20 protein-coding genes are annotated in these 22,008 nt (G+C 59.9%); 12 read left to right on the plus strand and 8 right to left on the minus strand.

The window, feature by feature from the left end; genetic code table 11:
* Positions 1-264: 264 nt before the first annotated feature.
* Positions 265-1,428, minus strand: a complete 1,164-nt coding sequence (locus HMPREF9452_RS00495; protein WP_009140126.1) for a phosphoglycerate dehydrogenase — start codon at positions 1,426-1,428, stop codon at positions 265-267.
* A gap of 102 nt (positions 1,429-1,530) precedes the next feature.
* Entirely contained in the window at positions 1,531-2,643 is a 1,113-nt protein-coding gene (gene serC, locus HMPREF9452_RS00500) for a 3-phosphoserine/phosphohydroxythreonine transaminase (protein WP_009140127.1), read from the minus strand.
* Between the two features lie 266 nt (positions 2,644-2,909).
* Here serC and HMPREF9452_RS00505 point away from each other — a divergent pair, with 266 nt between their 5' ends.
* Positions 2,910-3,824, plus strand: a complete 915-nt coding sequence (locus HMPREF9452_RS00505) for a metallophosphoesterase (RefSeq protein ID WP_009140128.1) — start codon at positions 2,910-2,912, stop codon at positions 3,822-3,824.
* An 80-nt stretch (positions 3,825-3,904) separates the two neighbouring features.
* On the opposite strand, the gene HMPREF9452_RS11155 is transcribed toward HMPREF9452_RS00505, so the two are convergent.
* Together HMPREF9452_RS11155 and HMPREF9452_RS00515 are read right to left on the minus strand one after the other, a co-directional pair.
* On the minus strand, positions 3,905-4,939 hold the full coding sequence (locus HMPREF9452_RS11155) for a DUF4190 domain-containing protein (RefSeq protein ID WP_009140129.1): 1,035 nt from the start codon (positions 4,937-4,939) through the stop codon (positions 3,905-3,907).
* A 142-nt stretch (positions 4,940-5,081) separates the two neighbouring features.
* Positions 5,082-6,587 carry a lipopolysaccharide biosynthesis protein gene (locus tag HMPREF9452_RS00515; protein WP_009140130.1) on the minus strand — a complete coding sequence of 502 codons (1,506 nt, stop codon included), beginning with the start codon at positions 6,585-6,587 and terminating at the stop codon, positions 5,082-5,084.
* Positions 6,588-6,844: 257 nt separating this feature from the next.
* Between HMPREF9452_RS00515 and HMPREF9452_RS00520 the strand changes: the two genes are divergently transcribed.
* The 7 genes from HMPREF9452_RS00520 to HMPREF9452_RS00550 all read left to right on the plus strand — a co-directional run bounded on the left by HMPREF9452_RS00520 (position 6,845) and on the right by HMPREF9452_RS00550 (position 13,792).
* The gene (locus HMPREF9452_RS00520) at positions 6,845-8,413 is read left to right on the plus strand and encodes an L-lactate permease (protein WP_009140131.1); all 1,569 of its coding nucleotides are present in this window, start codon (positions 6,845-6,847) and stop codon (positions 8,411-8,413) included.
* 222 nt (positions 8,414-8,635) lie between these two features.
* Positions 8,636-9,100 (plus strand): MarR family winged helix-turn-helix transcriptional regulator, encoded by a 465-nt coding sequence (locus HMPREF9452_RS00525; RefSeq protein WP_009140132.1) that lies wholly within the window; start codon positions 8,636-8,638, stop codon positions 9,098-9,100.
* Between the two features lie 33 nt (positions 9,101-9,133).
* Positions 9,134-9,982, plus strand: coding sequence for a DegV family protein (locus HMPREF9452_RS00530; protein WP_009140133.1), 849 nt, complete (start codon positions 9,134-9,136; stop codon positions 9,980-9,982).
* 165 nt (positions 9,983-10,147) lie between these two features.
* Positions 10,148-10,915, plus strand: coding sequence for a Cof-type HAD-IIB family hydrolase (locus HMPREF9452_RS00535; protein ID WP_009140134.1), 768 nt, complete (start codon positions 10,148-10,150; stop codon positions 10,913-10,915).
* Between the two features lie 162 nt (positions 10,916-11,077).
* Positions 11,078-11,671: a hypothetical protein gene (locus HMPREF9452_RS00540; protein ID WP_009140135.1), complete on the plus strand. Its 594-nt coding sequence runs from the start codon at positions 11,078-11,080 to the stop codon at positions 11,669-11,671.
* A gap of 99 nt (positions 11,672-11,770) precedes the next feature.
* Positions 11,771-12,541 carry a class B sortase gene (locus tag HMPREF9452_RS00545; protein ID WP_009140136.1) on the plus strand — a complete coding sequence of 257 codons (771 nt, stop codon included), beginning with the start codon at positions 11,771-11,773 and terminating at the stop codon, positions 12,539-12,541.
* Positions 12,542-13,792, plus strand: coding sequence for an LCP family protein (locus tag HMPREF9452_RS00550; protein ID WP_009140137.1), 1,251 nt, complete (start codon positions 12,542-12,544; stop codon positions 13,790-13,792). It abuts the gene before it with no gap.
* A 97-nt stretch (positions 13,793-13,889) separates the two neighbouring features.
* On the opposite strand, the gene HMPREF9452_RS00555 is transcribed toward HMPREF9452_RS00550, so the two are convergent.
* On the minus strand, positions 13,890-14,318 hold the full coding sequence (locus tag HMPREF9452_RS00555) for a Fur family transcriptional regulator (protein ID WP_009140138.1): 429 nt from the start codon (positions 14,316-14,318) through the stop codon (positions 13,890-13,892).
* A gap of 227 nt (positions 14,319-14,545) precedes the next feature.
* On the opposite strand from HMPREF9452_RS00555, the gene ahpC reads away from it, so the two are divergent.
* Positions 14,546-15,109 (plus strand): alkyl hydroperoxide reductase subunit C, encoded by a 564-nt coding sequence (ahpC, locus tag HMPREF9452_RS00560; RefSeq protein WP_009140139.1) that lies wholly within the window; start codon positions 14,546-14,548, stop codon positions 15,107-15,109.
* Positions 15,110-15,296: 187 nt separating this feature from the next.
* On the plus strand, positions 15,297-16,994 hold the full coding sequence (locus HMPREF9452_RS00565; RefSeq protein WP_009140140.1) for an FAD-dependent oxidoreductase: 1,698 nt from the start codon (positions 15,297-15,299) through the stop codon (positions 16,992-16,994).
* Here the strand turns inward: HMPREF9452_RS00565 and HMPREF9452_RS00570 are convergent.
* Genes HMPREF9452_RS00570 through rnhA form a run of 3 tightly spaced genes read right to left on the minus strand, consistent with a single transcriptional unit; the run spans position 16,991 to position 19,064 of the window.
* Positions 16,991-17,440, minus strand: a complete 450-nt coding sequence (locus HMPREF9452_RS00570; protein WP_009140141.1) for an acylphosphatase — start codon at positions 17,438-17,440, stop codon at positions 16,991-16,993. The genes HMPREF9452_RS00565 and HMPREF9452_RS00570 overlap by 4 nt on opposite strands.
* A gap of 18 nt (positions 17,441-17,458) precedes the next feature.
* On the minus strand, positions 17,459-18,550 hold the full coding sequence (locus HMPREF9452_RS00575; protein WP_009140142.1) for a Gfo/Idh/MocA family protein: 1,092 nt from the start codon (positions 18,548-18,550) through the stop codon (positions 17,459-17,461).
* A gap of 25 nt (positions 18,551-18,575) precedes the next feature.
* Positions 18,576-19,064, minus strand: a complete 489-nt coding sequence (gene rnhA, locus HMPREF9452_RS00580) for a ribonuclease HI (protein ID WP_009140143.1) — start codon at positions 19,062-19,064, stop codon at positions 18,576-18,578.
* 247 nt (positions 19,065-19,311) lie between these two features.
* Here rnhA and HMPREF9452_RS00585 point away from each other — a divergent pair, with 247 nt between their 5' ends.
* A complete protein-coding gene (locus HMPREF9452_RS00585; RefSeq protein WP_009140144.1) occupies positions 19,312-19,536 on the plus strand; it encodes a hypothetical protein in 225 nt (74 codons plus the stop codon).
* 193 nt (positions 19,537-19,729) lie between these two features.
* Positions 19,730-21,751 carry a hypothetical protein gene (locus HMPREF9452_RS00590; protein ID WP_009140145.1) on the plus strand — a complete coding sequence of 674 codons (2,022 nt, stop codon included), beginning with the start codon at positions 19,730-19,732 and terminating at the stop codon, positions 21,749-21,751.
* Positions 21,752-22,008 lie beyond the last annotated feature (257 nt).

Genomic DNA, 22,008 nt, shown 5'->3' on the forward strand with positions numbered 1-22,008 from the left:
ATTTGCCTCCCAGTGCTTACCTTACTCCTTTTTGCGAGATGATGTACGGGAGCGTTGCAAACAGAATGATTTTAGAAGGGTTGGCGGTCATTGATACATATCGACGTTTTCGACGCGGGGGCATAGGGCCAAGGGCGAGCGCGGAGCACGAAGTGCGGCCCGACCCAACGCCGTAGTAAACGTTAATGGGCCGGGCCGTGTGAAAGTGGCGAATTGGAGAAGCCGATAGCAGGCCTGGAAACGAAAAAGCAAATCCAGGAAGCGCTACTTGATGACGCGGACGCGGTAGATCGCGGGAATCTGCTTGAGCGCCTCGATGGTAGAGGAATCCAGATGCTCGTCCGTGTCAAACATGGTGTAGGCGTTTTCGCCGGCGCTCTCGTTAACCATGCGCTGCACGTTGGCGTTGTCCTTTGCCAGGATGGCGGTGATCTGGCCGATCATGTTGGGTACATTGGCGTGCAGGCAGGCGATGCGGCTCGCGGCGCGCGCCTTACCCATGTTGCAGGCGGGGTAGTTGACGGAGTTGGCGATGTTGCCGTTTTCCAGATAGTCCTTGAGCTCGGAGATGGCCATGTCCGCGCAGTTGGCCTCTGCCTCGCCGGTGCCGGCGCCGGAGTGGGTGGTGATGTAGGTGTTGGGCATGAGCACGGTTTTGGGGGTGGCGAAGTCGCCGGCGAACCAGGAAAGCTTGCCGGATTCAAGCGCTGCGTGCACGGCGTCCTCGTCGATGATGGTTTCGCGCGCATAGTTGATGAGTACCGCACCCGGAGCCAGAAGGGCGAGCTGTTCCGTACTGATCATGCCCTTGGTGTCCGCCTTGGACGGAACGTGCAGGGTTAGGTAGTCGCAGCCGCGGCACAGGTCCTCGAGCGTTCCCACGCGCTGGACGTTTTGAGACAGCGCCCATGCGTGCTCGACAGAGATGAAGGGATCGTAGCCGTAGACATCCATACCCAGGTCGACGAGGGCGTTCGCCACCTTGGAGCCCACGTTGCCCAGGCCAACTACGCCAACGCGCTTGCCCTTGAGCTCTCGGCCAACAAAGGCCTTCTTGGCCTTTTCAGCATCCGCGAGAATGTTGGGATCGTCCGCGTTGGCGCGCACCCAGTTCATGGACTGCACCACGCCGCGGCTGGACAGAATCATCATGGCGAGCACCAGCTCTTTAACGGCGTTGGAGTTGGCGCCGGGCGAGTTGAAAACCACCACGCCGCGACGGGCGTATTCCTCGACGGGAATGTTGTTCACGCCGGCGCCGCAGCGGGCGATGGCGCGGATGCCCTCGGGTAGGTCGTAGCCGTGCAGGTCGGTCGAGCGCATAAGGATGGCGTCGGCTTCTTCCGCCGTGGCTACAAAGTCATAGCCCTCTCCAAATTCTACGTCGCCGTCTTTGGTGATGTCGTCGATAGTTTTGATGTGACGCATGGTTGCAAGTCTCCTTTTGGCTGCATGGATGAGATGGAAGCTTCTGGGTGGGCCCGCCGGCACCGCTGCGCGCGGAATCAATGCGCGCAGGGTCGATGCGGGCTACAAAGATCGCTGTCCCATACAATGCAGCGATTCAAACTCGTCCATCCATGCCGCCAGCGCCCGGACGCTTTCAAGTGTGACGGCGTTGTAGATGCTGGCGCGCATGCCGCCGGCAACGCGGTGTCCCTTGATGTTGGCAATGCCGCGTTGGGCCGCGCCCGCGATGAATTCCGCGTCAAGCTCCTTGCTGGGCGTGCGGAAGGTGACGTTGGCGATGGAGCGGCTGTCCTTTTGGGCGGTGCCGCAGAACAGCTTGCTGTTGTCGAGCAGGTTGTAGAGCAGGTTCGCCTTGGCGCGGTTGCGCTGTTCCATGGCGACAAGACCGCCGGTTTCTTCGATCCAGCGGAAGATCTTGCCGCATACGTAGATACCAAAGGTGTTGGGCGTGTTGTACATGGAGCCCTTGTCTGCCTGGATGCGATAATCCATGTACGTGGGGCAGTAGGGGTTGGCAGGGCTCTGCCCAATGAGGTCGTCGCGGACAATGACCACGGTTACGCCCGCGGCGCCCGCGTTCTTCTGCGCGCCGGCGTAGATAAGGCCGTAGCGCTCCACGTCGATGGGGAGCGACAAAAAGCAACTTGAGACGTCTGCCACCAGCGGAGTATCGCCGCAGTTGGGAAGCGTGTGGAACTGCGTGCCAAAGATGGTGTTGTTCTGGCAAATGTAGACGTAATCCAGGTCATCGTCCACACACGCCCGCTCAACGGCGTCGAGTGCGGGAATCCTGTCGAAATGCGTGTCCTCGCTTGAGGCGAGCACGCGGGCATCGCCGTAGCGAGCGGCCTCTTGCCAAGCCTTCTTCGCGAAGTTGCCCGTGACTACGTGTCCGCACCGGCCGCGCCGCATGAGGTTCATGGGGATGCCGGCGAACTGCAGGGTGGCGCCGCCTTGCAAAAACAGGACGCGGTAGTTTGAGGGTATGCCCATGACGCGTCGAAGCGTCGCCTCAGCATCTTCGATAATAGCCTGGTACGCGGGGGAGCGATGACTCATCTCCATTACGGACATGCCGGAGTCGCCGTATTCCGGCAGCTCGTTTTTGATTTCTTCCAGCACGCTCAGGGGAAGGGCGGCCGGGCCGGCGGAGAAGTTGTGCACGCGTGTCATCGTCAAATGACCTCCCTTGCGGGGTCCAGGAATTTTGCCTTAGTACTCTACTATAGTGGAGTATGTTCCATGTAATGAAAACGTTACCTAACATAGCAGACGGCGCCGGGAAGGTCTCGGCGCGCGATGCGGGGACGTCTTCTTTTAATAACCGCATTCATGGTAGGTTGATGGCGAATGGGGCATATTGTCTTTTTTGCGATGCCGGGGACCAGAAAGTGTAAACTATCACTTGAAGGTTGAAGGTTTACTCCTGAGGGGGAGATATGGCGACGTATGTAACCTCGGATGCTCACGGTCATGTTCGGGCGCTTGATCGCGCGCTCGAGCTTGCGGGACCCGGTAGCGGCGACGTCGTCTACGTGTTGGGCGATATGGTTGATCGCGGGCCGGACCCCGTTGGCGTGCTGCGTCTGGTGCGCTCCCTTCCCAACGCTCGCGTGCTCATGGGCAACCACGAGCGCATGCTGCTGGATACCTTGATGAGCGAGGACGAGCGCGAGGTCTTTATTTGGGAGATGAACGGCGGGTCCACTACCGCGCGCGGCTTGGATTCGCTGGCGTCTGACGAGGCGGCCGACCTTATCGACTGGATCGCGCAACTGCCGCTTTTCGATGTGGTCGAGGTGGACGATCGCCGTCCGGGCGCCGCGGCGCGCGCGGGTGTGCTGGGCTGCGATGCCCGTCGTACCTACCTGTTGACCCATGCCGGCATAGACGCGCTTGCGGCGCGGGCATATCTTGCGATGGCCGGCACGGCTGGATCCACGGGGGCTTTTGCAGACGCCGCGGGTTCCAGCGTTGCATCGGGCGCAGACGTGGCGACGCTGCGCGATATGATGGCGAGCCAGTCTGCCGACGACCTGCTGTGGATACGTTCCGAGTTTTGGGGAGCGCCTACGGGCCTTGTGGGTCCTGACGGGCGCGGACCGGTTGTTGTGGCAGGGCACACGCCATCGATCTTGCTGCGTCGCTACGCAACGTTGATGGGCGGCACCGGCGCGCATGAAGGTATGTACGGATGCATGGTGGAGGTCGGCGCCACCGCAAGCACCTTTGGCGAGGCGGACCGCATCTGCGTGGATTGCGCCGCGGCGACGGGCTATCCTTCTGGCCGCGTGGGCGTGATGCGTCTTGAGGACCGCCGCGTGTGGTATGCGGAGGTTCGCGAGGGCGAGTAGGGGCCCGCGGCAGAACAGGCGACGCCGCTTATCTCAATCGAGTTGCCCATGGCGGGGCGCAAGGTTTCCTTGACCTGCCCTTACAGGCCAAAAAGATAGGCTAACGCCTCATCCCAGCTTTCTTCCACAACGGACCATGTGGCGTCGGCATCCTGTTGGAGGTCGAGCACGATGGTGGTTTCATACATTTCGTTGCTGGCGGCAAGGGCCTGTAGATAGGTGTCTGTGAAGATCTGGGCGAATTCCTCGTCCGTGGTGTTTGCTAAACCAGGGTCTGCCGCCGCCTGGTCCAGCAGGTCAGACCAAAGGCCGACAAGCTCAAAGCCATCCCTTGCGGTGACGTTGACGTAGGCGTAGCCCTCTTGGTCCGCGATAAACACGCCATCGTCCTCATATTCAAGCCCCAGAACGGACCATGTTGCGTAAAGCGCGGGATCGCAGCCCTGCATGTATGGGGCAAGCTCGGCGTCATCGTTGACATACTGGGTGAATAGATCTGCGATCGCGGCGGCGTCCTGCTCGTTTTGGCTTGCAAGGGCGTCCATCTTGTCCTCGACCGCGGTCCACGCCCGCTGCTGATCGGGCGTGTAGCCCTGGTCTACGCCGATGTTGCTGGCGGGTGAGCCAAGCGAGCCGTACATGCGCGATGCGACGGTTATGCTGAGGATTATGAGTATTAGGACGAGGAGGGACAAAACGGTGCCGATGGTGCCGGTGATCTTGCCGGCGGTAAGGGCCCCGCTGTGCTCTGCGCGACGGGCCGACCGGATTGCCAGGGCTATTGCCGCAATACCCATGATGGTGCTGATGATGGGCAAAAAGCACAGAAGGATAGAAGCGATGCCAAAGATGAGCGCCAGAACACCGGTGCTTTTTGCCGCGGGTACCGGCTGCTGCGGGGCGGGCGGGAACGTTTGGGGCGCGGCTGGCGCGGGCCCGGGCTCGGGACCCGGCAGGGGAGCGGCGGGCGCGGGCGCCGTCGGCACAGGGACTTGGGGCGCATGGTTTGTCGGGGCGTCATCGCTCGCTTTTGCGGGTAAGCCGCTTTTTGCCGATACGCTGCCAACGGTGTTCCAAGGGTTTCTATCTGCGGATGTCTTACCTGGTTGGTTCATGGCTTCTCGCCTTACGGGTTATGCGGCGCTGCGGCCGGCGGGAGCATTATTGTTCTATAGTAGCGATGCCGGGCGCGCTTGCGTATAGGGCCCCGGCCCAGCGGCGGCTTTTCGCAGCATGCCGCTTTGCCCGGCGACTCGATCAACCAAACGGATTGCGCTCGCGGGTGATGGCGCGGCGGATGTTGATGTATTCCAGCACGAGCAGCACCAGCAACAGCAACATCACCAGAAGGTAGCTCAACACGGCGCCCATCAGCTTGAGCGTCGCCACCAAGATGAGCGGCGCCACAACGCTGGCGGCAAAGGCGATGAGGTAGAGCTTCATGACATCGTCCTGGCGACGCAGCACGGTAATGATGGCGTAGAGAAAGTCGATGGCCGCGGTGATGCCGCCGGCGGCGATCATAAGCAGGGCATGGTTGCGGAATCGCTCGAAGTTCACGCCGTACATGAAGCTCATGATGGGAATGCCGATGGACCCCATGAATAGCGCGGTCGCTACCGTGATTCCCAGGATGACCGTCATAACGGCAAACACCACCATGTCAAAGCGACGGCGCTTGCGCGGGTTGGACCAAATGCTTGCCAAGCGCAGCATCTGAGGTTTGTAGACAAAGCCAATCGCCAGCAAAATACCCTGCGCAGGGAAGTACAGCGCGTTGAAATAGAGCTGGTTTTCATAGGGCAGCATGCCCTCCATCACAAACTTGGGCATGCTCTCGATAAGGTTGAATAAAAACAACGCCGCAAACAGCGGGAAGCATTGGCGAAGCAGGGATCCCACCTCGCCCATATTCCAACGGCGCGACTTTTCCGTCTCGAGCAGGGCCAGGGGAGCGGAGACCAAGACCAGCGACGCGCAGGCGACCACGGCCATCGCGACGGACGCCACCGCCAAGTTGCGCGTGATAAAGAGCGCCACGGAGAACACGGCCGCCACCGCGACCGAGCGCAGCGCCTGGCTGATGCCGGCAAGATAGAGCTTGTCCGCTTGCTGTAGGCGCCCCTCGTACACATCCGCTAGGCCGTCGACCATCTTATATATGTAGACGCCCACGGAGACGGTCATCATGTAGGGCTCGTATCCGCGCAGCGTGCAGTACAAAATACCGGCGACCAGCGCCAGCATGCTGGTGATCCAGCGATTGATTTGATAGGACGAGAACGAGTTGACCTCGTCTATGTCTGACACCTGGTAGTTGCGCACGCCGTAGTTGGCGGCGATCATAAGCAGCGTGCCGGTGACAAACGCCATGGAGAACATGCCCGCCTGCTCGGTGCCCACCAACTGCGTGCTTACAACCGTGAGCAGGGGAAACACCATGCCCCATACGCCTATGCCCACCGTGTTCCACAGGTAGTCGCGCTTGGTGCTGTGCGATTCGTACTCGGCTTCCTGCTCACTGAGCGAACCCTCGTAGATTGATTGCAGCAGGCGGTTCCACCACTGGTTGACCATGCGCGCCACAAAGGTTTGCTCGCGGTCCGGCCGCCGGCGCTGGTCGCGTCCCGTGCCGCGCCTTGATGCGGTGGAGGGGCGGGACCCCTTTGTGACGGTGGCGCGCCTGCTTTGCGGGCTGCCCACAACTATATCGCCGCGCCTCGCCATGCGTTCGCGGATGATGTCCAAAGGAGTGTTTGCCACGCTAGCCCGCCTTGTCCTCGTCACTTTGTTCTTATCGATCTCATCACGCCGGCTTGTACGTTACTTGCTTGCTGAGATGTTTGGCAAATTATTATAGTTTCGCCAGAAATGTGGCGCGCGACAATACTATTGGGTAACAACAAATGTTGCTCGTCCCAAGGCCGCGCGGAGTGCGCTATCCTTTTGCACGTTTTATACGGTACCGGCGCGACAAGCTGCGAGTTAGCCGCGTCGCCGGACAGTGTTGGGGACTCTGTATGGATTTTGTCTCGTTTGTTTTGGCCCTTGTGCCCATTTTGTGGCTCGTTGTCATGCTCTTGGTATTCAAGTGGCCCACGTGGAAGGCCGCTATCGGCTCTTTTGTGGCGTCGTTTCTGCTCGCCGTGGCGTACTGGCATATGCCGGTTGACCAGGCGGCCACCGCAAGCCTTGAGGGTTTTCTCATGGCGCTGTGGCCGATCGTGCTGGTTATCATCGCCGCGGTGTTTACGTATAACCTGTGCGTCAAGACCGGCGCTATGGACGTTATCAGCCAGATGATCACCTCTATCTCTAGCGACCGTAGGATTTTGGCGCTGTTGGTGGCATGGTGCTTTGGCGGCTTTATGGAGGGCATGGCTGGCTTTGGCACCGCCGTCGCCATTCCCGCCGGAATGCTTGCCGCGCTTGGCTTCTCGCCTATCCCCGCGGTGCTGATGTGCCTGCTCGCTAACGGCGTTCCCACCCCGTACGGCTCCATTGGCATCCCCACGGTGTCGCTTGCCAACTTGGTGGGGCTTGATTCCGCGCAGCTGGCGTCTACTCAGATGCTGCAGCTTTCGCCATTTTTCCTGATCGCCCCGTTCTTGATTGTGTACGTGGCGGGCGGCTCTTCGCTTTCCGGCGACGCTTCTGGCGCCAAGGTGGGCTTTGCCGATCGCTTTAAGGGCGTTTTGCCGCTTACCCTGGCCTCTGCCGTGGCGTTTGTCTTGCCCACCTATGCGGTCGCCACGTTTGTTGGTCCCGAGCTCTGCGTGGTTGTGGGCAGCATCTGCTCGCTGGCGGTCACCGCCCTTATGGCTATGCGCACGGAGCGCTCCGGTAAGCTGGACAGCGCCTTTCATATGGAGGCTTCCGCCGGGCAGGAGCTGGATGCGCGCTCCGCGCTCAAGGCGTGGTCGTGCTTTATCTTTATCTTCATCCTGCTGCTGGGCACCTCTAAGTTGGTGCCGCCCGTGAACGGTTTCCTGGCGCAGTTCGCCACCACCGTCACCGTGTTTAACGGCGATAACCCTGGGTCGCTTACCTTCTCTTGGATCAACACCCCGGGTGTGTGGATATTCCTGGCCGCGTTTGCCGGCGGTCTTATCCAGGGCGCGAGCCTGCGCACCATGGGCGGGGTGCTGGCTGCCACCGTCAAGCAGATGATGCCCACCGTGATCACCATGCTTTCCGTTTTGGGCTGCGCCAAGGTGATGGGTTACTCCGGAATGATCTCTTCCATCTCTTCATTCTGCATTGGCGTGGCCGGTGCGTTCTTCCCGCTGGTCGCTCCTTGGATCGGCATGGTCGGCACTTTTGTCACCGGCTCCGGCACCAGTTCCGGTATGTTGTTTGGCCAGGTGCAAAGCGAGGCGGCCCAAGCGCTTTCCGCCGACCCCTACTGGATGGTGGCCTTGAACTCGCTGGGCGTCGCCGCCGGCAAGATGCTCTCGCCGCAGACTTTGGCTATTGGCCTTGCCGCCGTGCGCGTCACCGGCAAGGATGCCGAGCTTCTCAAGGCCGTTCTGCCGTACGTCCTGGCGTTTCTGGTTGGTATGAGCGCGCTTGCCTTTATTGGCGCCTAGCGGCTCTCGATTCATCTGCTCTTGGGTCCAAGCTGCCTGCATCTAGTTCTAATTAAGACCAAAGCTTTCAAAACCCCGTCGGCTTCCCCTTGGGCGCCGGCGGGGTTTTCTCATATGTGGTGACCTTGCGCAGGCGGAGGATGGCGATTCAAAAGATGTTGACCTATTAACAATAACCCGTAAGATGTTAATGTGTTAACAAGTAGATGAAAGGAGGCGGCGGTGGATCAAGGGGACGAGAAGGAGCAGGAGAGGTTCGAGGACTTCGTAGGCGTGATTTCCGCCCTGTCGAAGGAGATCCAACGCATCAAGATGGTCGAGGCGGCAAAGCTTGGCATCAAGGGCGCTGACGTGATGCTGCTCTACCAGCTGGCACGCCACCCGCAGGGGCTTACCAGCGCGGAGCTCGCCCGGCGCTGCGGCGTGACGCGCGCCGCCGTCTCCCGCGCGCTGGCCACCCTAGAGGATAAGGGGTTTGTCATGGTGCAGCCGGATCCAGGGACCGGCAGGTATCGCGCGGCGGTGATGCTCTCCGCTCGCGGTGCCGCCGCTATGGAGTCTGCAACTCAGATCATCGACCGCGTGGTCAGCGAGTCCGGCGATGCGGTGTCCGAGCGTAACCGCGCGATCATGTACTCGTCACTTTCGACCATTCTCGACCAACTCAAAAAGATCTCGCGCGACTAGCGCTCGCGCGCAATGAACCCAGGAGGTACATCCATGCCCGTACGTATCATCGCCGATTCCGCCTGCGACATGGCGAGCGTCGATCATCCGCAGCTCACCGTTTTGCCGCTGACCGTTGCCTTTGGCACCACCGTGTACCAAGACGGTGTCGATTTGAGCCATGAGCGCTTCTACGAGCTGCTTATCGAGGGCGACGAGTTGCCCAGCACCGGCCAGGTGAACCCGTATGCCTATACGCAGGCGTACGAGGAGGCCGTCGCTGCGGGAGAGGACATTGTGGTCATAGCCCTCTCGTCCAAACTCTCCGGCACGCATCAAAGCGCCGTGACCGCCGCCGCGCAGATCGATGCGCCCGTGCGCATTGTGGACACGCAAAGCGTTACGGTTGGCGAGCACATTTTGGTGAAGTACGCGCTGCAGCTGGTGGACCGGGGGCTTGATGCCCAGCAGATCGCCGACGCCGTTGAAGCCTCGCGCGACCGCGTGGTTGTCATCGGCCTGCTCGATACCCTTGAGTACCTGCGTCGCGGCGGCAGAATTTCCGGCGCGATGGGCGCGGTGGGGGAGATGCTTTCCATCAAGCCCGTGGTCACCGTTGAGGACGGCGAGGTCCACTTGATGGGCAAGGCGCGCGGATCCAAGAACGGGCGCAACCTGCTGACTAAGAAGATCGAGGAAGTGGGTGGCGCGGACTTCTCCATGCCTATCGAGCTTGGTTACGCCGGTTTGGACGATAAGCTGTTGCGCAAATACATCGCGGACAGCCGCGCGCTGTGGGAGGAGTATCCCGGGGAGGAGCTGCCCGTCCACTCCGTGGGCGCGACCATCGGTACGCATGTGGGGCCCGGCGCCATCGCGCTGGCGTTTTTCAAGAAGGCATAGAACCTGCCTGGGAAGCGTGTCGTAGCGTGTTGCCTTAAGCGAATAGCCTTGTTTCCGGCGAATGCGAGCCCGCACGGGGATTCTTCGGTATCATCTACCAAGGCATCCCCGTGCTTTTGCATGCGCTAGCATGGTGGGGTCTTTTGCAGGGATGAAGGGGGAACCATGATCAAGGCCGCGTTTTTTGACATCGACGGCACGCTGCTTAGCTTTAAGACGCATAAGATGCCGGAATCGACCAAGCAAGCGTTGGCGACGCTGCGCGAAAAAGGGATTTTGACCATAGTCTCCTCTGGTCGCCCCACCTACCAGCTGCCCCCGTGCATCAAGACCGGGTTCGACTCCTACATCACCTTGAGCGGCCAGCTGTGCTATGACGCAGACGGCGTCTTTCGCTCCAACCCCATTTCCAAAACTGGCGTGGCCAGCGTGGTGGAACAAGTCAAAAGCGGTTGCTACGAGGCCCTTGTGCTGCAGGGCGACAGGGCGTTTTGCAGCAAGCTCACCGATGACGTGGCGGAGGTGGCGCGCGCTGCCGGCCTTGAGTACGAGCCCGATGACATCGATCGCACCTTCGATGCCCCGGTGTATCAGTTCTGTGCGTTTTTGGGACAGGACCGCGAGCATATCATCACCGACGCCATTCCGGATGTCGCCACCACGCGCTGGACGCATCTGTTCTGCGACATCATGCCCGCAGACGGCGGCAAGATTCATGGTGTCCGGGCGGCGTTTGAGCGCTACGGCATCTCGCCACAAGAAGCGATCGCGTTTGGCGACGGCGAGAACGACCTCTCTATGTTTGAGGCCGTCGGTACCGGAGTTGCCATGGGAAACGCCTGGGACACGGTGAAGGAGCGCGCGGATTACGTTACAACCTCGGTGGACGATGACGGTATTTGGAAGGCATGCGAGCACTTTGGCCTTCTGTAGTCCATCGGCCTCATTTCGCCCATGTTTCGCGGGTAGGCTCATTGCGCATATTATGGTGATGCGGTTGCAACAATTTGCGCGTGCGTTATACTTTTGGCACTTGCATGACGTTCCATCTGGTTGTCATGACGCAATGCATTGAGGGATGAAGGAGATATTGATATGAAGAAGTACGCTGCAATTCTTGGCGCCCTGGTTATGGCGCTTGCGCTGCCCGTCAGCGCTTTCGCTTGGGTGAGCCCTACCGGCGACGTCAAGGCTTCCACGGTTACGTATGAGGCGCCCTCCGGCGTAGAGGTCAAGGCTGCTGCCGCATGCAACGGCACCGGTTCGCTGACCATCACCCCTGAGGAGTCTGTCAAGGCTTCCAATGCCGAGGTCCCCGAGGGCTTCACCGAGGTCGCGTCCTTCAAGATCGAGTCCACCGGCGATGTTGAGCCGCCCTACCAGTTCTCTTACAACCTGGGCGCCGAGTATGCTAACGCAGAGGTCACCGTCTATGTTGACCATGAGGGCAAGGCGGAGAACGAGGTTGTTACCAAGACTGCCAGCTCTGACGGCACCATCACGTTCACCACGGACGCGCTGTCCATCCACACCGTTGTAGCCAAGAAGGCAGATGGCGTGGTCAACACCGACACCGGCTCCACCTCTCCTCAGACCGGCCTGAACACCACTGCCGTTGCTGCCGGCACCGTTTGCGTCGCCGTCGCCGCCGGCGCCGTGTATGTTGCTCGCAAGAAGGTTTCCGAGTAACGGGCCTGCCTCTTTGACTTTATCGCTCTTGATGTAGATAGGGGTTCGTCTTCTGGCGAACCCCTTTCCGTATTAAACGGCTTGATCTGTGGGAGTCCCATGTCCAACGAATCATCGTCCAAGCGCAAGCGCGCGCTTACCGTTCTTTTGGGTGTGCTCATCGCATGCGTGTTGTGCGGGTGCGGCTATCTTATCTGGCAGCAGTTCCAGGTCTTTCGCGCCCAGCAGCAGATGCAGGGCGCCGCTGTTCCCGATACCCCCGATGATGGGGGAGAGCTGCAAGAGAACCCCATCGATTTCAACGCATTGTGGGAGAACAACGTTGAGAGCTACGCATGGGTCTATATCCCGGGCACCCAGATCAATGCGCCCATTCAGCAGAGTTCCACGGACGATTTCTACTACCTCACGCATGATCAGAATCGCGAGGGTTCCCCAGTGGGGTGCGCGTTTACCCAGTCTGCCAACAGCCTTGATTTCTCCGATCCCGTCACGGTGATCTACGGTCACGATACCGACGGCGTCTTTAAGAACCTGCACTACTTTGAGGACCAGGAGTTCTTTGACCAAAACGATACGTTCTACATTTACCGGCCTGGCCACGTGCTGACCTACACCATTGTTTCCGCCTATAAGTACGACGATAGGCACATTTTGAACTCGTTCGACTTTAGCAAGGCGAGCGTTCGCGATGAGTACTTTGCCTACGTGGCCAATCCCGATTCGATGCTCAAATGCGTGCGCGACGGCGTCGAGTTGAATGTCGACAGCAAGATCGTGCAATTTAGCACCTGCATGCTTGATGAATATCATGGATCTTCGCGCTACATTGTGACGGGCGTGCTTGTTGATGATCAGGAGACCAAGTAAATGGACGATGAGAAGATGACCGGGCGCCATTTTTCCGGCAGCTCTTCTGCTTCCGAGGGCACCGCTCCCGCAGGTAAGCGGTTTGCACATGCCGCAGCCCCCGAACTCGAGGTCGGCTCCGCCGCTCCCGAGCCCGCGCCGCCACTCGAGCCTGAAGCCGATGTCCAGGTCGCGACGGGTTCTGCGGGTAAGGTCGTTGAGGGGTCATCCTCCACGCCCGCTGCGGAGGACGGCACTAAAGCGCCCGCGAAAAGGTCCAAGCGCCGCATCGCGTTGCGGGTGCTGCTAGGTGTTGTCATCGTTTTGGCCGTGGCCGTCGCCGCCGGTGCCATCTATATCAACCAGTCCATCGCCCGTGGTCGCAAGGCTTTCGAAGACTCCATGAGCCAGGCTATCGAGGAGAAGGGCAAGACCGTCGAGTACAACGGCAAGACCTACGCCCTCAACGAGCATATGGTCTCCGTGGCGTTTATTGGCTTCGATAATCGCACTACCAACTCCGCCAGCGGCAACGACGTCGCCGGCCAGTCGGACACCATCATGGTCGTCGCCCTCAACACGGATACGGGTAAGGCCACGGGCATCGTCATTCCGCGCGACAGCATGGTTGACGTCGACACCTATATCTCGGGTAACTACAACGGCACGCACTCCATGCAGATCTGCTTGCAGTATTCCTACGGTTCGACCAGCGAGGAGAGCTCCGAGCTTGTTGCCCGCTGCGCCTCGCGCGTGCTGTACGGCATGCCCATCGACTATTACTTCACCCTTAACGTCGAGGGCGTTGGCCCCTTAAACGATGCCGTGGGCGGTGTCACGCTGGTGCCCGTTCAAAGCGTCCCCAGCGTTGGTATCAGCGAGGGCATGGAAACCACGTTGTACGGCAAGACGGCTGAGCGCTACGTTCAGTTCCGCGACACCTCTACGCTGACCTCCTCGCTTGACCGCCAGCGTCGCCAGGTTTCCTACCTTAAGGCGTTTACCGGCAAGGTGCTCCAGAATGCAACGGGCGACCCCGCGGCCCTGCTGAGCCTGTACCAGACAGCGCAGGACTACACCTGGACCAACCTTGGCTTTGATCAGTTCTCCTATTTGGCAAGCACTATGCTGGCGAAAGGCATGACTTCCTTTGACGTGGTCACCCTGGATGGCGAGATGGGCGAGGGCGAAACCTATGCGGAGTTCCATCTTAATCAGGATGCGGTTTACCAGACCGTGCTAGATACGTATTACACCCCGGTGGACGAGTAAACTTGCGTATGCAAAGGCCCCGTGCATGAAAGCGTGCACGGGGCCATATTTTGCGCGGTTGGTAGATTCACGTCCGTTCTCGTCCAGCCTCTGCGCGCTAGTCGGCTTGGCGGTCCTCTAGAGCTGTATCAGCGACGGGGGAATCCCCAAGGCAGTCCGGGCATATGCCGGTGAACAGGGTGCTGTGATCGATGCCGGCAAAACCCGTTTGCGCGCCGCATGCCTCATCTAGGTCAAGGTCATAGGCGAGTGGAACGTCTTGCACTCGCCCGCATTTTCTGCAAAGAATGTGCGCGTGCCCGTCCGACCTCCAATCAAAGCGGTTGCCGCCCGGCGTTTTGACCGAGCTGATGATCCCCGCTTCTTCAAGAAGGTTGAGATTGCGGTACACGGTGCCGCGGCTGATTTTCTCGTCCTGCTGGCGTACGTCCAAATAGATATCGTCCGCTGTCGGATGATCATCGTGCGCGCGAACGGCGTCGAGCACAAGCGCGCGCTGGCGCGTGTTGCGTCTCTGCACACCCATGGTGACCCCTTTCGATGCATCTATACCGCCCCGGTAGCATAAGCGTGCGTCGTAGCGCGACGCGCGGGCAGTGCGATGCAAATAATAAATGTCATAACCTCACTTGTATATTTCAACAGAATTCGGTCCGTATCTCAAGTTTCTGCTTGACATCTCCTTGTACCTACTCATAATAAGATTCAGTACTAATAAAGACAGCAAATAGCTGTGATGAAAGGAGACTAATTATGTCGCTTATCGGAAAAGAGATCGCCGATTTTTCCGTCCAGGCCTATCAGAACAACGAGTTCCGCAACGTCACCAAGGACGACGTCCTGGGCAAGTGGTCGCTGTTCTTCTTCTATCCCGCTGACTTCACCTTTGTGTGCCCCACGGAGCTTGAGGACCTGGCGAACAAGTATGCTGAATTCTCCGCTGCCGGTTGCGAGGTGTACTCCGTTTCCACGGACACGCACTTTACCCACAAGGCCTGGCATGAGACCTCTGAGCGCATCGGCAAGGTAGCCTATCCTATGCTCGCCGACCCCACCCACGCGCTTTCCCGTGACTTCGAGGTGCTCATTGAGGAGAACGGTCTGGCCGAGCGCGGCGCCTTCATCGTCGATCCCCAGGGCAAGATCCAGGTGTACCAGGTGAACGCCGGCGGTATCGGCCGTAATGCGGACGAACTGTTCCGCCTGCTGCAGGCAGCCCAGTTTGTCGCCGAGCACGGTGACGAGGTGTGCCCGGCTAAGTGGCAGCCCGGCGCCGAGACCCTTAAGCCCTCGCTTGACCTGGTGGGTCAGCTGTAAGGAGAGCCTTTTTCGAGGGTATTCTCGATGCGCTTGCTCGACGCGATTTCGCACATGAGCCCCCTTGGGGCACATACACGATCCTAAGAGGGGCCGCGGTGGGGAAGAGATCCCTCGCCGCGGCCCTTTTGCCGGGCGGGCGCCGTTATGGCTGCTTTCCCGGCTTATAACGTTGGAGGACCAATTTATGGACATCGATAAACTCTATGATGCCGTCATCATTGGTGGAGGGCCTGCCGGCCTTACCGCTGCAATCTATCTCGCCCGCGCACGTTACCGCGTGCTGGTTGTTGAGAAGGATCATTTTGGAGGCCAGATCACCATTACCGATGAGGTGGTGAACTATCCCGGCGTGTACGCCGCCAGCGGCTCGCAGCTCACGGAGACCATGAGGCGCCAGGCCCAGGCCTTTGGTGCCGAGTTCATGCTCGCGGAAGTGATGGGCTTTGATCTGGATGGCGATGTCAAGCGGGTGAAGACCTCTAAGGGCGATATCCCCTGTTTCGCAGCCCTGCTCGCTACGGGCGCCAGTCCTCGCAGCGTTGGTTTTGCGGGCGAAGATGAGTTTCGCGGCCACGGCGTCGCCTATTGCGCCACGTGCGATGGCGAGTTCTTCACCGGCAAGGACGTCTTTGTTGTTGGCGGCGGTTTCGCCGCGGCGGAGGAGAGCGTCTTTCTCACCAAGTACGCGCGCCACGTCACCGTTTTGGTGCGCGAGGATGATTTTACCTGCGCGCCCGCTGCCGCCGAGGAGGCGAAGCGCAACAAGAAGATCACCGTGCTCTACAACACCGAGGTGGTTGAGGCGACGGGTGATTCCGCGTTGCGTACCCTGCGCTACCGCAATATCAAGACCGGCGAGGAGGGCGTCTACCGCGCAGATGACGGCGACACCTTTGGCATCTTTGTCTTTGTTGGCTACGCACCCGCGACCCAGCTGGTCAAAGGCATCGCCGAGCTTGATCCCTTTGGCTACGTGCTGACCGACGAGCACCAGATGACCTCTGCAGACGGACTGTTTGCGGCGGGAGACGTGTGCGTGAAGAGCCTTCGCCAGGTTGCCACAGCGGTAGGGCAGGCGGCGCAGACCGCAACGGATATGGAGCGCTATCTCAAGGCCGCGCAGGAACGTACCGGTCTTGTGCCCGCGGCGCCGGCGGGACGCCCCGTGGCTGCTGCCGGGAGTGCATCAGGTGCTGGTGCGGGCGCGGGCGCAGATCCCGGCGCGGCGGGCTCGCGGGCAGGCGCTGTCGCCGGCTCCTCGTCCTTATTTGACGACTCCATGCTTGCGCAGCTAAATACCGTATTCTCCCGTATGGAGCGCTCTTTGGTGTTGCGGCTGCATACAGACGGATCCGATCTGTCTTCCGAGCTTCGCGCGTATATGGACGAGATTTGCGGCCTTACGGACAAATTGCATCTGGAGGAGGCGGAAGCGGCTACGGACTCGCCGGCGGGCGAGGGGCTTCCCTACGTTGAGGTATGCGACGCCGAGGGGAACCCGCTGGGTTTAGCGTTTCATGGAGTTCCGGGCGGCCATGAGTTCACCAGCTTTGTGCTGGGCCTCTATAACGCCGCAGGGCCCGGCCAGCCTATCGCCCAGGATGACGAAGCGCGGATCTCAGGGCTGGTGGACGAGGTTTCCATCAAGGTGCTTGTGTCGCTTTCTTGCACCATGTGCCCGGAGACGGTCGTGTCCGCACAGCGCATCGCTGCAGACAATCCACGCGTAACGGCGCACGTGTTCGACGTCGCGCACTTCCCGCGGCTCCGCGAGCGGTATAACGCCATGAGCGTGCCGTGCGTGGTGGTCGAGCGCGGCGGTACCGAACGCGTGTCATTTGGCAAGAAGAACCTAAGCCAGATGCTCGATGTGCTGGGTTAGTAGCGGACCTCGAACCCCTTGCTGTCTGTCTGCGGCGTGCGGTCCTGCTCCTCGTCCAACCAGATGCGGTTGTTAAAGCGGCGGTAGTAGGCGTGGACGGCATCTAGGTGCGCGGCGATGGCGGCGGGCGGCCCCTGGATCTCCATCTCAACCGATCCGTCGCTGTTGTTGCGTACCCATCCGGTGAGGTTGAGTTGGTTGGCGATGCCTTGATTGGTCCAACGGAAGCCCACGCCCTGGACGGTGCCTATAAAGCGCAGGCGCAGGCGTAGCTGAGCGGGTTCGCTTTGGGCCTCGCCGGTGTCGCAGCTTTGGTCTGACGCCTGGTGCAGCCTCGCAAGGAGACTTTCCTCTACGGGGCTGCGCTGGTCCGCTTTGCTGGGGCGGTCCTCGTCACCCAGGCCATATTTGGATGAGCGGGATACGATGCGGTCGATAAATCCCATGCGGCGCCTCCCTGCGTCTTACTGGTCTTGTTTGTCGCTGGGGAAGACCACGCCCGCCTGGCGGCGTGCGGCGTCCATGATCTCAAGCGACTCCAGGCTTATGGCTTGCAGGTCGCCCACGCTGCCCAGCCAACCGGCGGGTGCGTCGGCGGCGTGGGCACCCGCTTGCGTAGCCAGCACGGCGTCGATGAAATCATCCAGCTCATAGGCCATGGTATTGGGGCAGCTGGGCAGCTCAAGCGCACTTGCGGTGGTCGAGGTGCTGGAATATCCAACGCTGTCGGCCGCCTTGGTTTCGCGAAGGTCGATGCGCGCGTTCGAGGGCATCGACACCCCGCTGAACGTGAGCGTGCCCAGTTCGCCCTCTATTTGGTTTTCGGCCAAATCAGAGGTGATCTTGGAGTAGTGAAGCGTCGCTATGTGACCGGGGTAGCTTGCGCAGATCACGCCCGCGCCGTCTATGGCGCCTCCCGTGATGCCTCGTGTGTCATCGTCCAAAAGGGCCGCTGCGCACTGCACGGTTTGGGGCTTGCCAAACAGGGCGACCAGTGGTTCCACGCAGTAGACGCCGATGTCCATAAGCGCGCCGGATGCCATGGCGCAATCGAAGATGTTGGTGCGGCGGCCCGCCAGCACGTCCGTATAGCGCGAGGAGTATTTGCCAAAGCGCAAGGTGGTGCGGCGGATGGTGCCCAGGCGCGGCAGGGCGTCGCGGATCTGGCGCAGGGCCGGGTCGTGAAGGGGGCGCATGGCTTCGAGTGCGACCACGTTGTGTTTTGTCGCCTCGTCAAAGAGCTCGGCCGCTTGGCGTTGGTTTGCGCAGACTGGCTTTTCGACCAGCACGTGCTTGCCCGCGCGAACGCAAGCGAGCGCCTGGCTGTAGTGAATGGCGTTGGGGGAGCCTATGTATACGGCGTCGACGTCAGATGATGCCGCGAGATCTTCAACAGAAGAGAACCCGCGATCGCCACCGTGTGCCTGCGTGAAGGCCTCCGCGCGCTGAGCGTCGCGCGAGCAGGTGCCCACAAAGATGGCGCGCGGGTTTGGTTTGAGCACCTCTAACAGACTGCTGGTTATCATGCTGGTGCCGATGGTGGCGATGCGAATCATGGCGGCTCCTTTGGTCTGGTTGGGTCTAGTCGGCGTCTCCTTCGACAAATCCCGTGTCGATGTCAAGTGTACCCGAGTCTGCCGCGCTGGTTGCCAGCTGGTCGCAGCGCTCGTTGAGCGGGTGGCCTGCATGGCCCTTGACCCACATGAACGTGACCCGATGGGGCTCCTTTGCGGCAAGCAGGCGCTTCCACAAATCGATGTTCTTCACCGGCTTTTTTTGCGAGGTCTGCCAGCCGCGGCGCTGCCAGCCTTCGACCCAATGCTTGTTGAAGGCGTTAACCACGTACTGCGAGTCTGAGTGCAGCTCTACCTCGCATGGGCGCTTGAGGGCCTCCAGTGCTACGATTGCGGCGAGTAGCTCCATGCGGTTGTTGGTGGTGCGCTCGTAGCCGCGCGAGAGCTCCAGCACGTGCTCTTTGCCGGATGGGGTGACGCAGCTTAAAACCGCTCCGTAGCCGCCGCGCCCCGGGTTGCCTCGCGCCGCGCCGTCCGTGTAGACGATAACCCTCACCAGTTCCTCCTTAGTTGCCGTGTTCAAGGTCAACCATTCTACCCCTTGTGTATGCGTTCGGTGCTAAAACGTCTTTTCCAATCAGCCGCGCACACAGCGGGTCATCGGAAATCTTTAGAATAGTTTCCTTTGTGCAACTATTTGGGTAAAAATGATGGTAATCTCGATGCATATAATGAAACGCCGTTGCGTCGGACTGCGACTCGTTCGCCGCGGCGCATCGGGCTTGCTTTAACGGGAGGCCCTCATGTCGAAGACCGCCATCAAGATCTGCCCCAAGTGCTCTGGTATCAAGGGTAAGCACCTTAAAGAGGTTTTGACTAAAGATGATTATTCATGCGGTTGCTTTGGTAAATGCCTAAAGAAGAATCCCGAGCTCGAAGGCAAGGCCTATGCACGCATCAACGGGAAGCTGGTGGCCTGCGATTCGCGCAAAAAGCTCATCAAAAAGATGGTGGCCGCGGTAGCGTAGAGGGGGGGGGTCACGGAGCGGAATAGCGCCTACCGGCCCCTCTTTGGCCGAATTTGGGCTTTTGGGACGCCTGGATTTCTTGATAGCTGTTGGCGCGCGAAGCTACGTTGATAGGGTTGAGCGCCTTTTTCCGTGGGTATATTGGACGTTATGTATCAATCTGTCCTAAAACGGATGAAGGAGTGGACCGACGGTGGCCCAGGGTAACGACGATTTCAACAATGACGATTTCCAAGACATGCTCCATAGCATGTTTGGTTTTTCTGGAAATGGATTTGGATCGGGCTTTGGCGGCTCGTCCTCATCTGATGCTCATGACGGACCCATTCCCGTTGATGCGGTTATCGATGGGGAGGAGCGCCGCGCTGGGTCCGGTGGCTCTGCTGCTGGCAAGGGTTCCAGCAAGGGCGGTTCCGGTTCCTCCCGTCACGGTGGAAGGCACCGCGGGCGCCGTGCGCCCAGCCCCATCGCCCAGCGTATAGCGCAATGGAGCCGCCGCGCGTTTATAGCGCTCGCCATCTTGCTGGCCGTGGCTTTGGTTGCGGGCTACTGGTGGTTCCATCCCGCCCTCAACTTACAAAGCCCCGGTGTTTGGATGTGGGTTCTGGTTATCGCCATGGCCGCTATCTTCGGCTTCAAGATCGCCGCGCTGAGATCCGAGAAGCATGAGAAGCTCTTCAACCGCTTGGTCTTTGTTCCCGCTGCCGTCATCGTCCTATTCTTCCTTGGCGTGCTGTGGGGCGAGCCGTTCATGCCGGGTAACGCCGAGCGCTACGCGACCGTGCTTAACACCACGGACGGAGACTTCGCCAAGGACATCGAACAGGTGGATTATTCCGAGGTCCCGGTTATCGACCGCGATTCCGCCGTGCTGCTTGGCAACCGCGCCATGGGATCTATTCCTGAGTACGTGAGCCAGTTCGAGATCAGCCCCGCCTACAGCATGATCAACTACCAAGGACGCCCGGTGCGCGTGAGCCCGCTTACGTACGCGGACCTGTTCAAGTGGTTTTCCAACCGCAGCCAGGGCATTCCCGCATACGTGCTGGTTGACATGGTGACCCAGGAGGCAGAGGTAGTCCGTTTGAAGGACGCCATCAGGTACAGCGAGTCCGAGCCCCTGGCGCGCAATATCGACCGCTACGCGCAGCTGAAGTATCCTACCTACATGTTTGACCAGAAGTCCTTCGAGCTGGATGAGGAGGGGACGCCCTGGTGGGTGTTCCCCGTGCAGAAGCGCACCATCGGATTGTTTGAAGGAACAACCGTGAGCCGCGTGGTGCTCGTTAACGCGTGCACTGGCGAGACCGAGGACTACGCCGTTGAAGACGTGCCTAGCTGGGTTGATCGCGCCTATCCCAGCGACCTGCTGATCCAGCAGTACAACTGGAGCGGCGCCTACGCTAAGGGCTGGCTCAACTCCTGGTTGGGACAGCAGGGCGTGGTGCGCACAACGCCGGGCACGGATGGCCAGCTTGGCTACAGCTACCTTGCGCAGGGCGAGGATATCTACCTATACTCCGGCGTGACCTCCGTTACCGCTGATAACTCCAGCGTTGGCTTTATCTTGGTGAACCAGCGCACCGGCGAGTCGCATTTCTATTCCGTGCCGGGCGCGACCGAGGATTCCGCCATGGCTTCTGCCGAGGGCCAGGTACAAAACCTTAAGTACCAGGCGACCTATCCGTTGCTGCTTAACGTCTCCGGACAGCCCACCTACTTTATGGCGCTGAAGGACAACGCCGGTTTGGTCAAGATGTATGCCATGATCAACGTGCAGCACTACCAAAGCGTCGCGACCGGCTCCACCGTTGCGGCGACCCAGGAGAGCTATCTGTCTATGCTTGCTGCCGATGGCACCTTAAGCGAGGATGAGGCCGCCGCATCCGGTGCTGAAGAGAAGGCCTCCGGCAAGATCGCAAGCATCGCGCAGGCCGTCATCGACGGTAACTCCCATTTTTACGTGACGCTTGAGGGCGATGATGCCATCTACGATTTCGCTCTGCCCGATATGTTGGGTATTGTTCGCTACCACGTTGGCGATGCCATCGAGTTCTCGTATGCCAAGTCCGTCGAGGGCGATGATGCGGAAAGCGACGATGCGGCGACGCGTCAGGTTACCAAGTTCGGAGCCATCCGAGCGACCTCGCAGGGCAAAGATTCCGATGAGGCGTCGCCCGAGGCTGATGCCTCCGACGCCGCCGCCATGGCGTAGATGAAGCACGCCTTCGCGCGGAAACACACGGATTTTTGAGGCCCGCAGCCCTCTCCATGTTGCAATGGGGAGGGCTGCGGGTTTTGTCGGAGGCGGTGCGCGACGTCATTATGCACGCGGGCAATCTGCGAACTGCCGATTCTAATTCTTTCATACAGGCGGAGTTCATGAAATAAAGCCGTCAGCGTTTGGTGTGGCAATTGAAACGCTTCAGGTGGGTATGGGATTATTTCCATAGACTTGATAGTTCTTCCGAG

The organism is Collinsella tanakaei YIT 12063, assembly GCF_000225705.1.
Lineage (GTDB): Bacteria > Actinomycetota > Coriobacteriia > Coriobacteriales > Coriobacteriaceae > Collinsella > Collinsella tanakaei.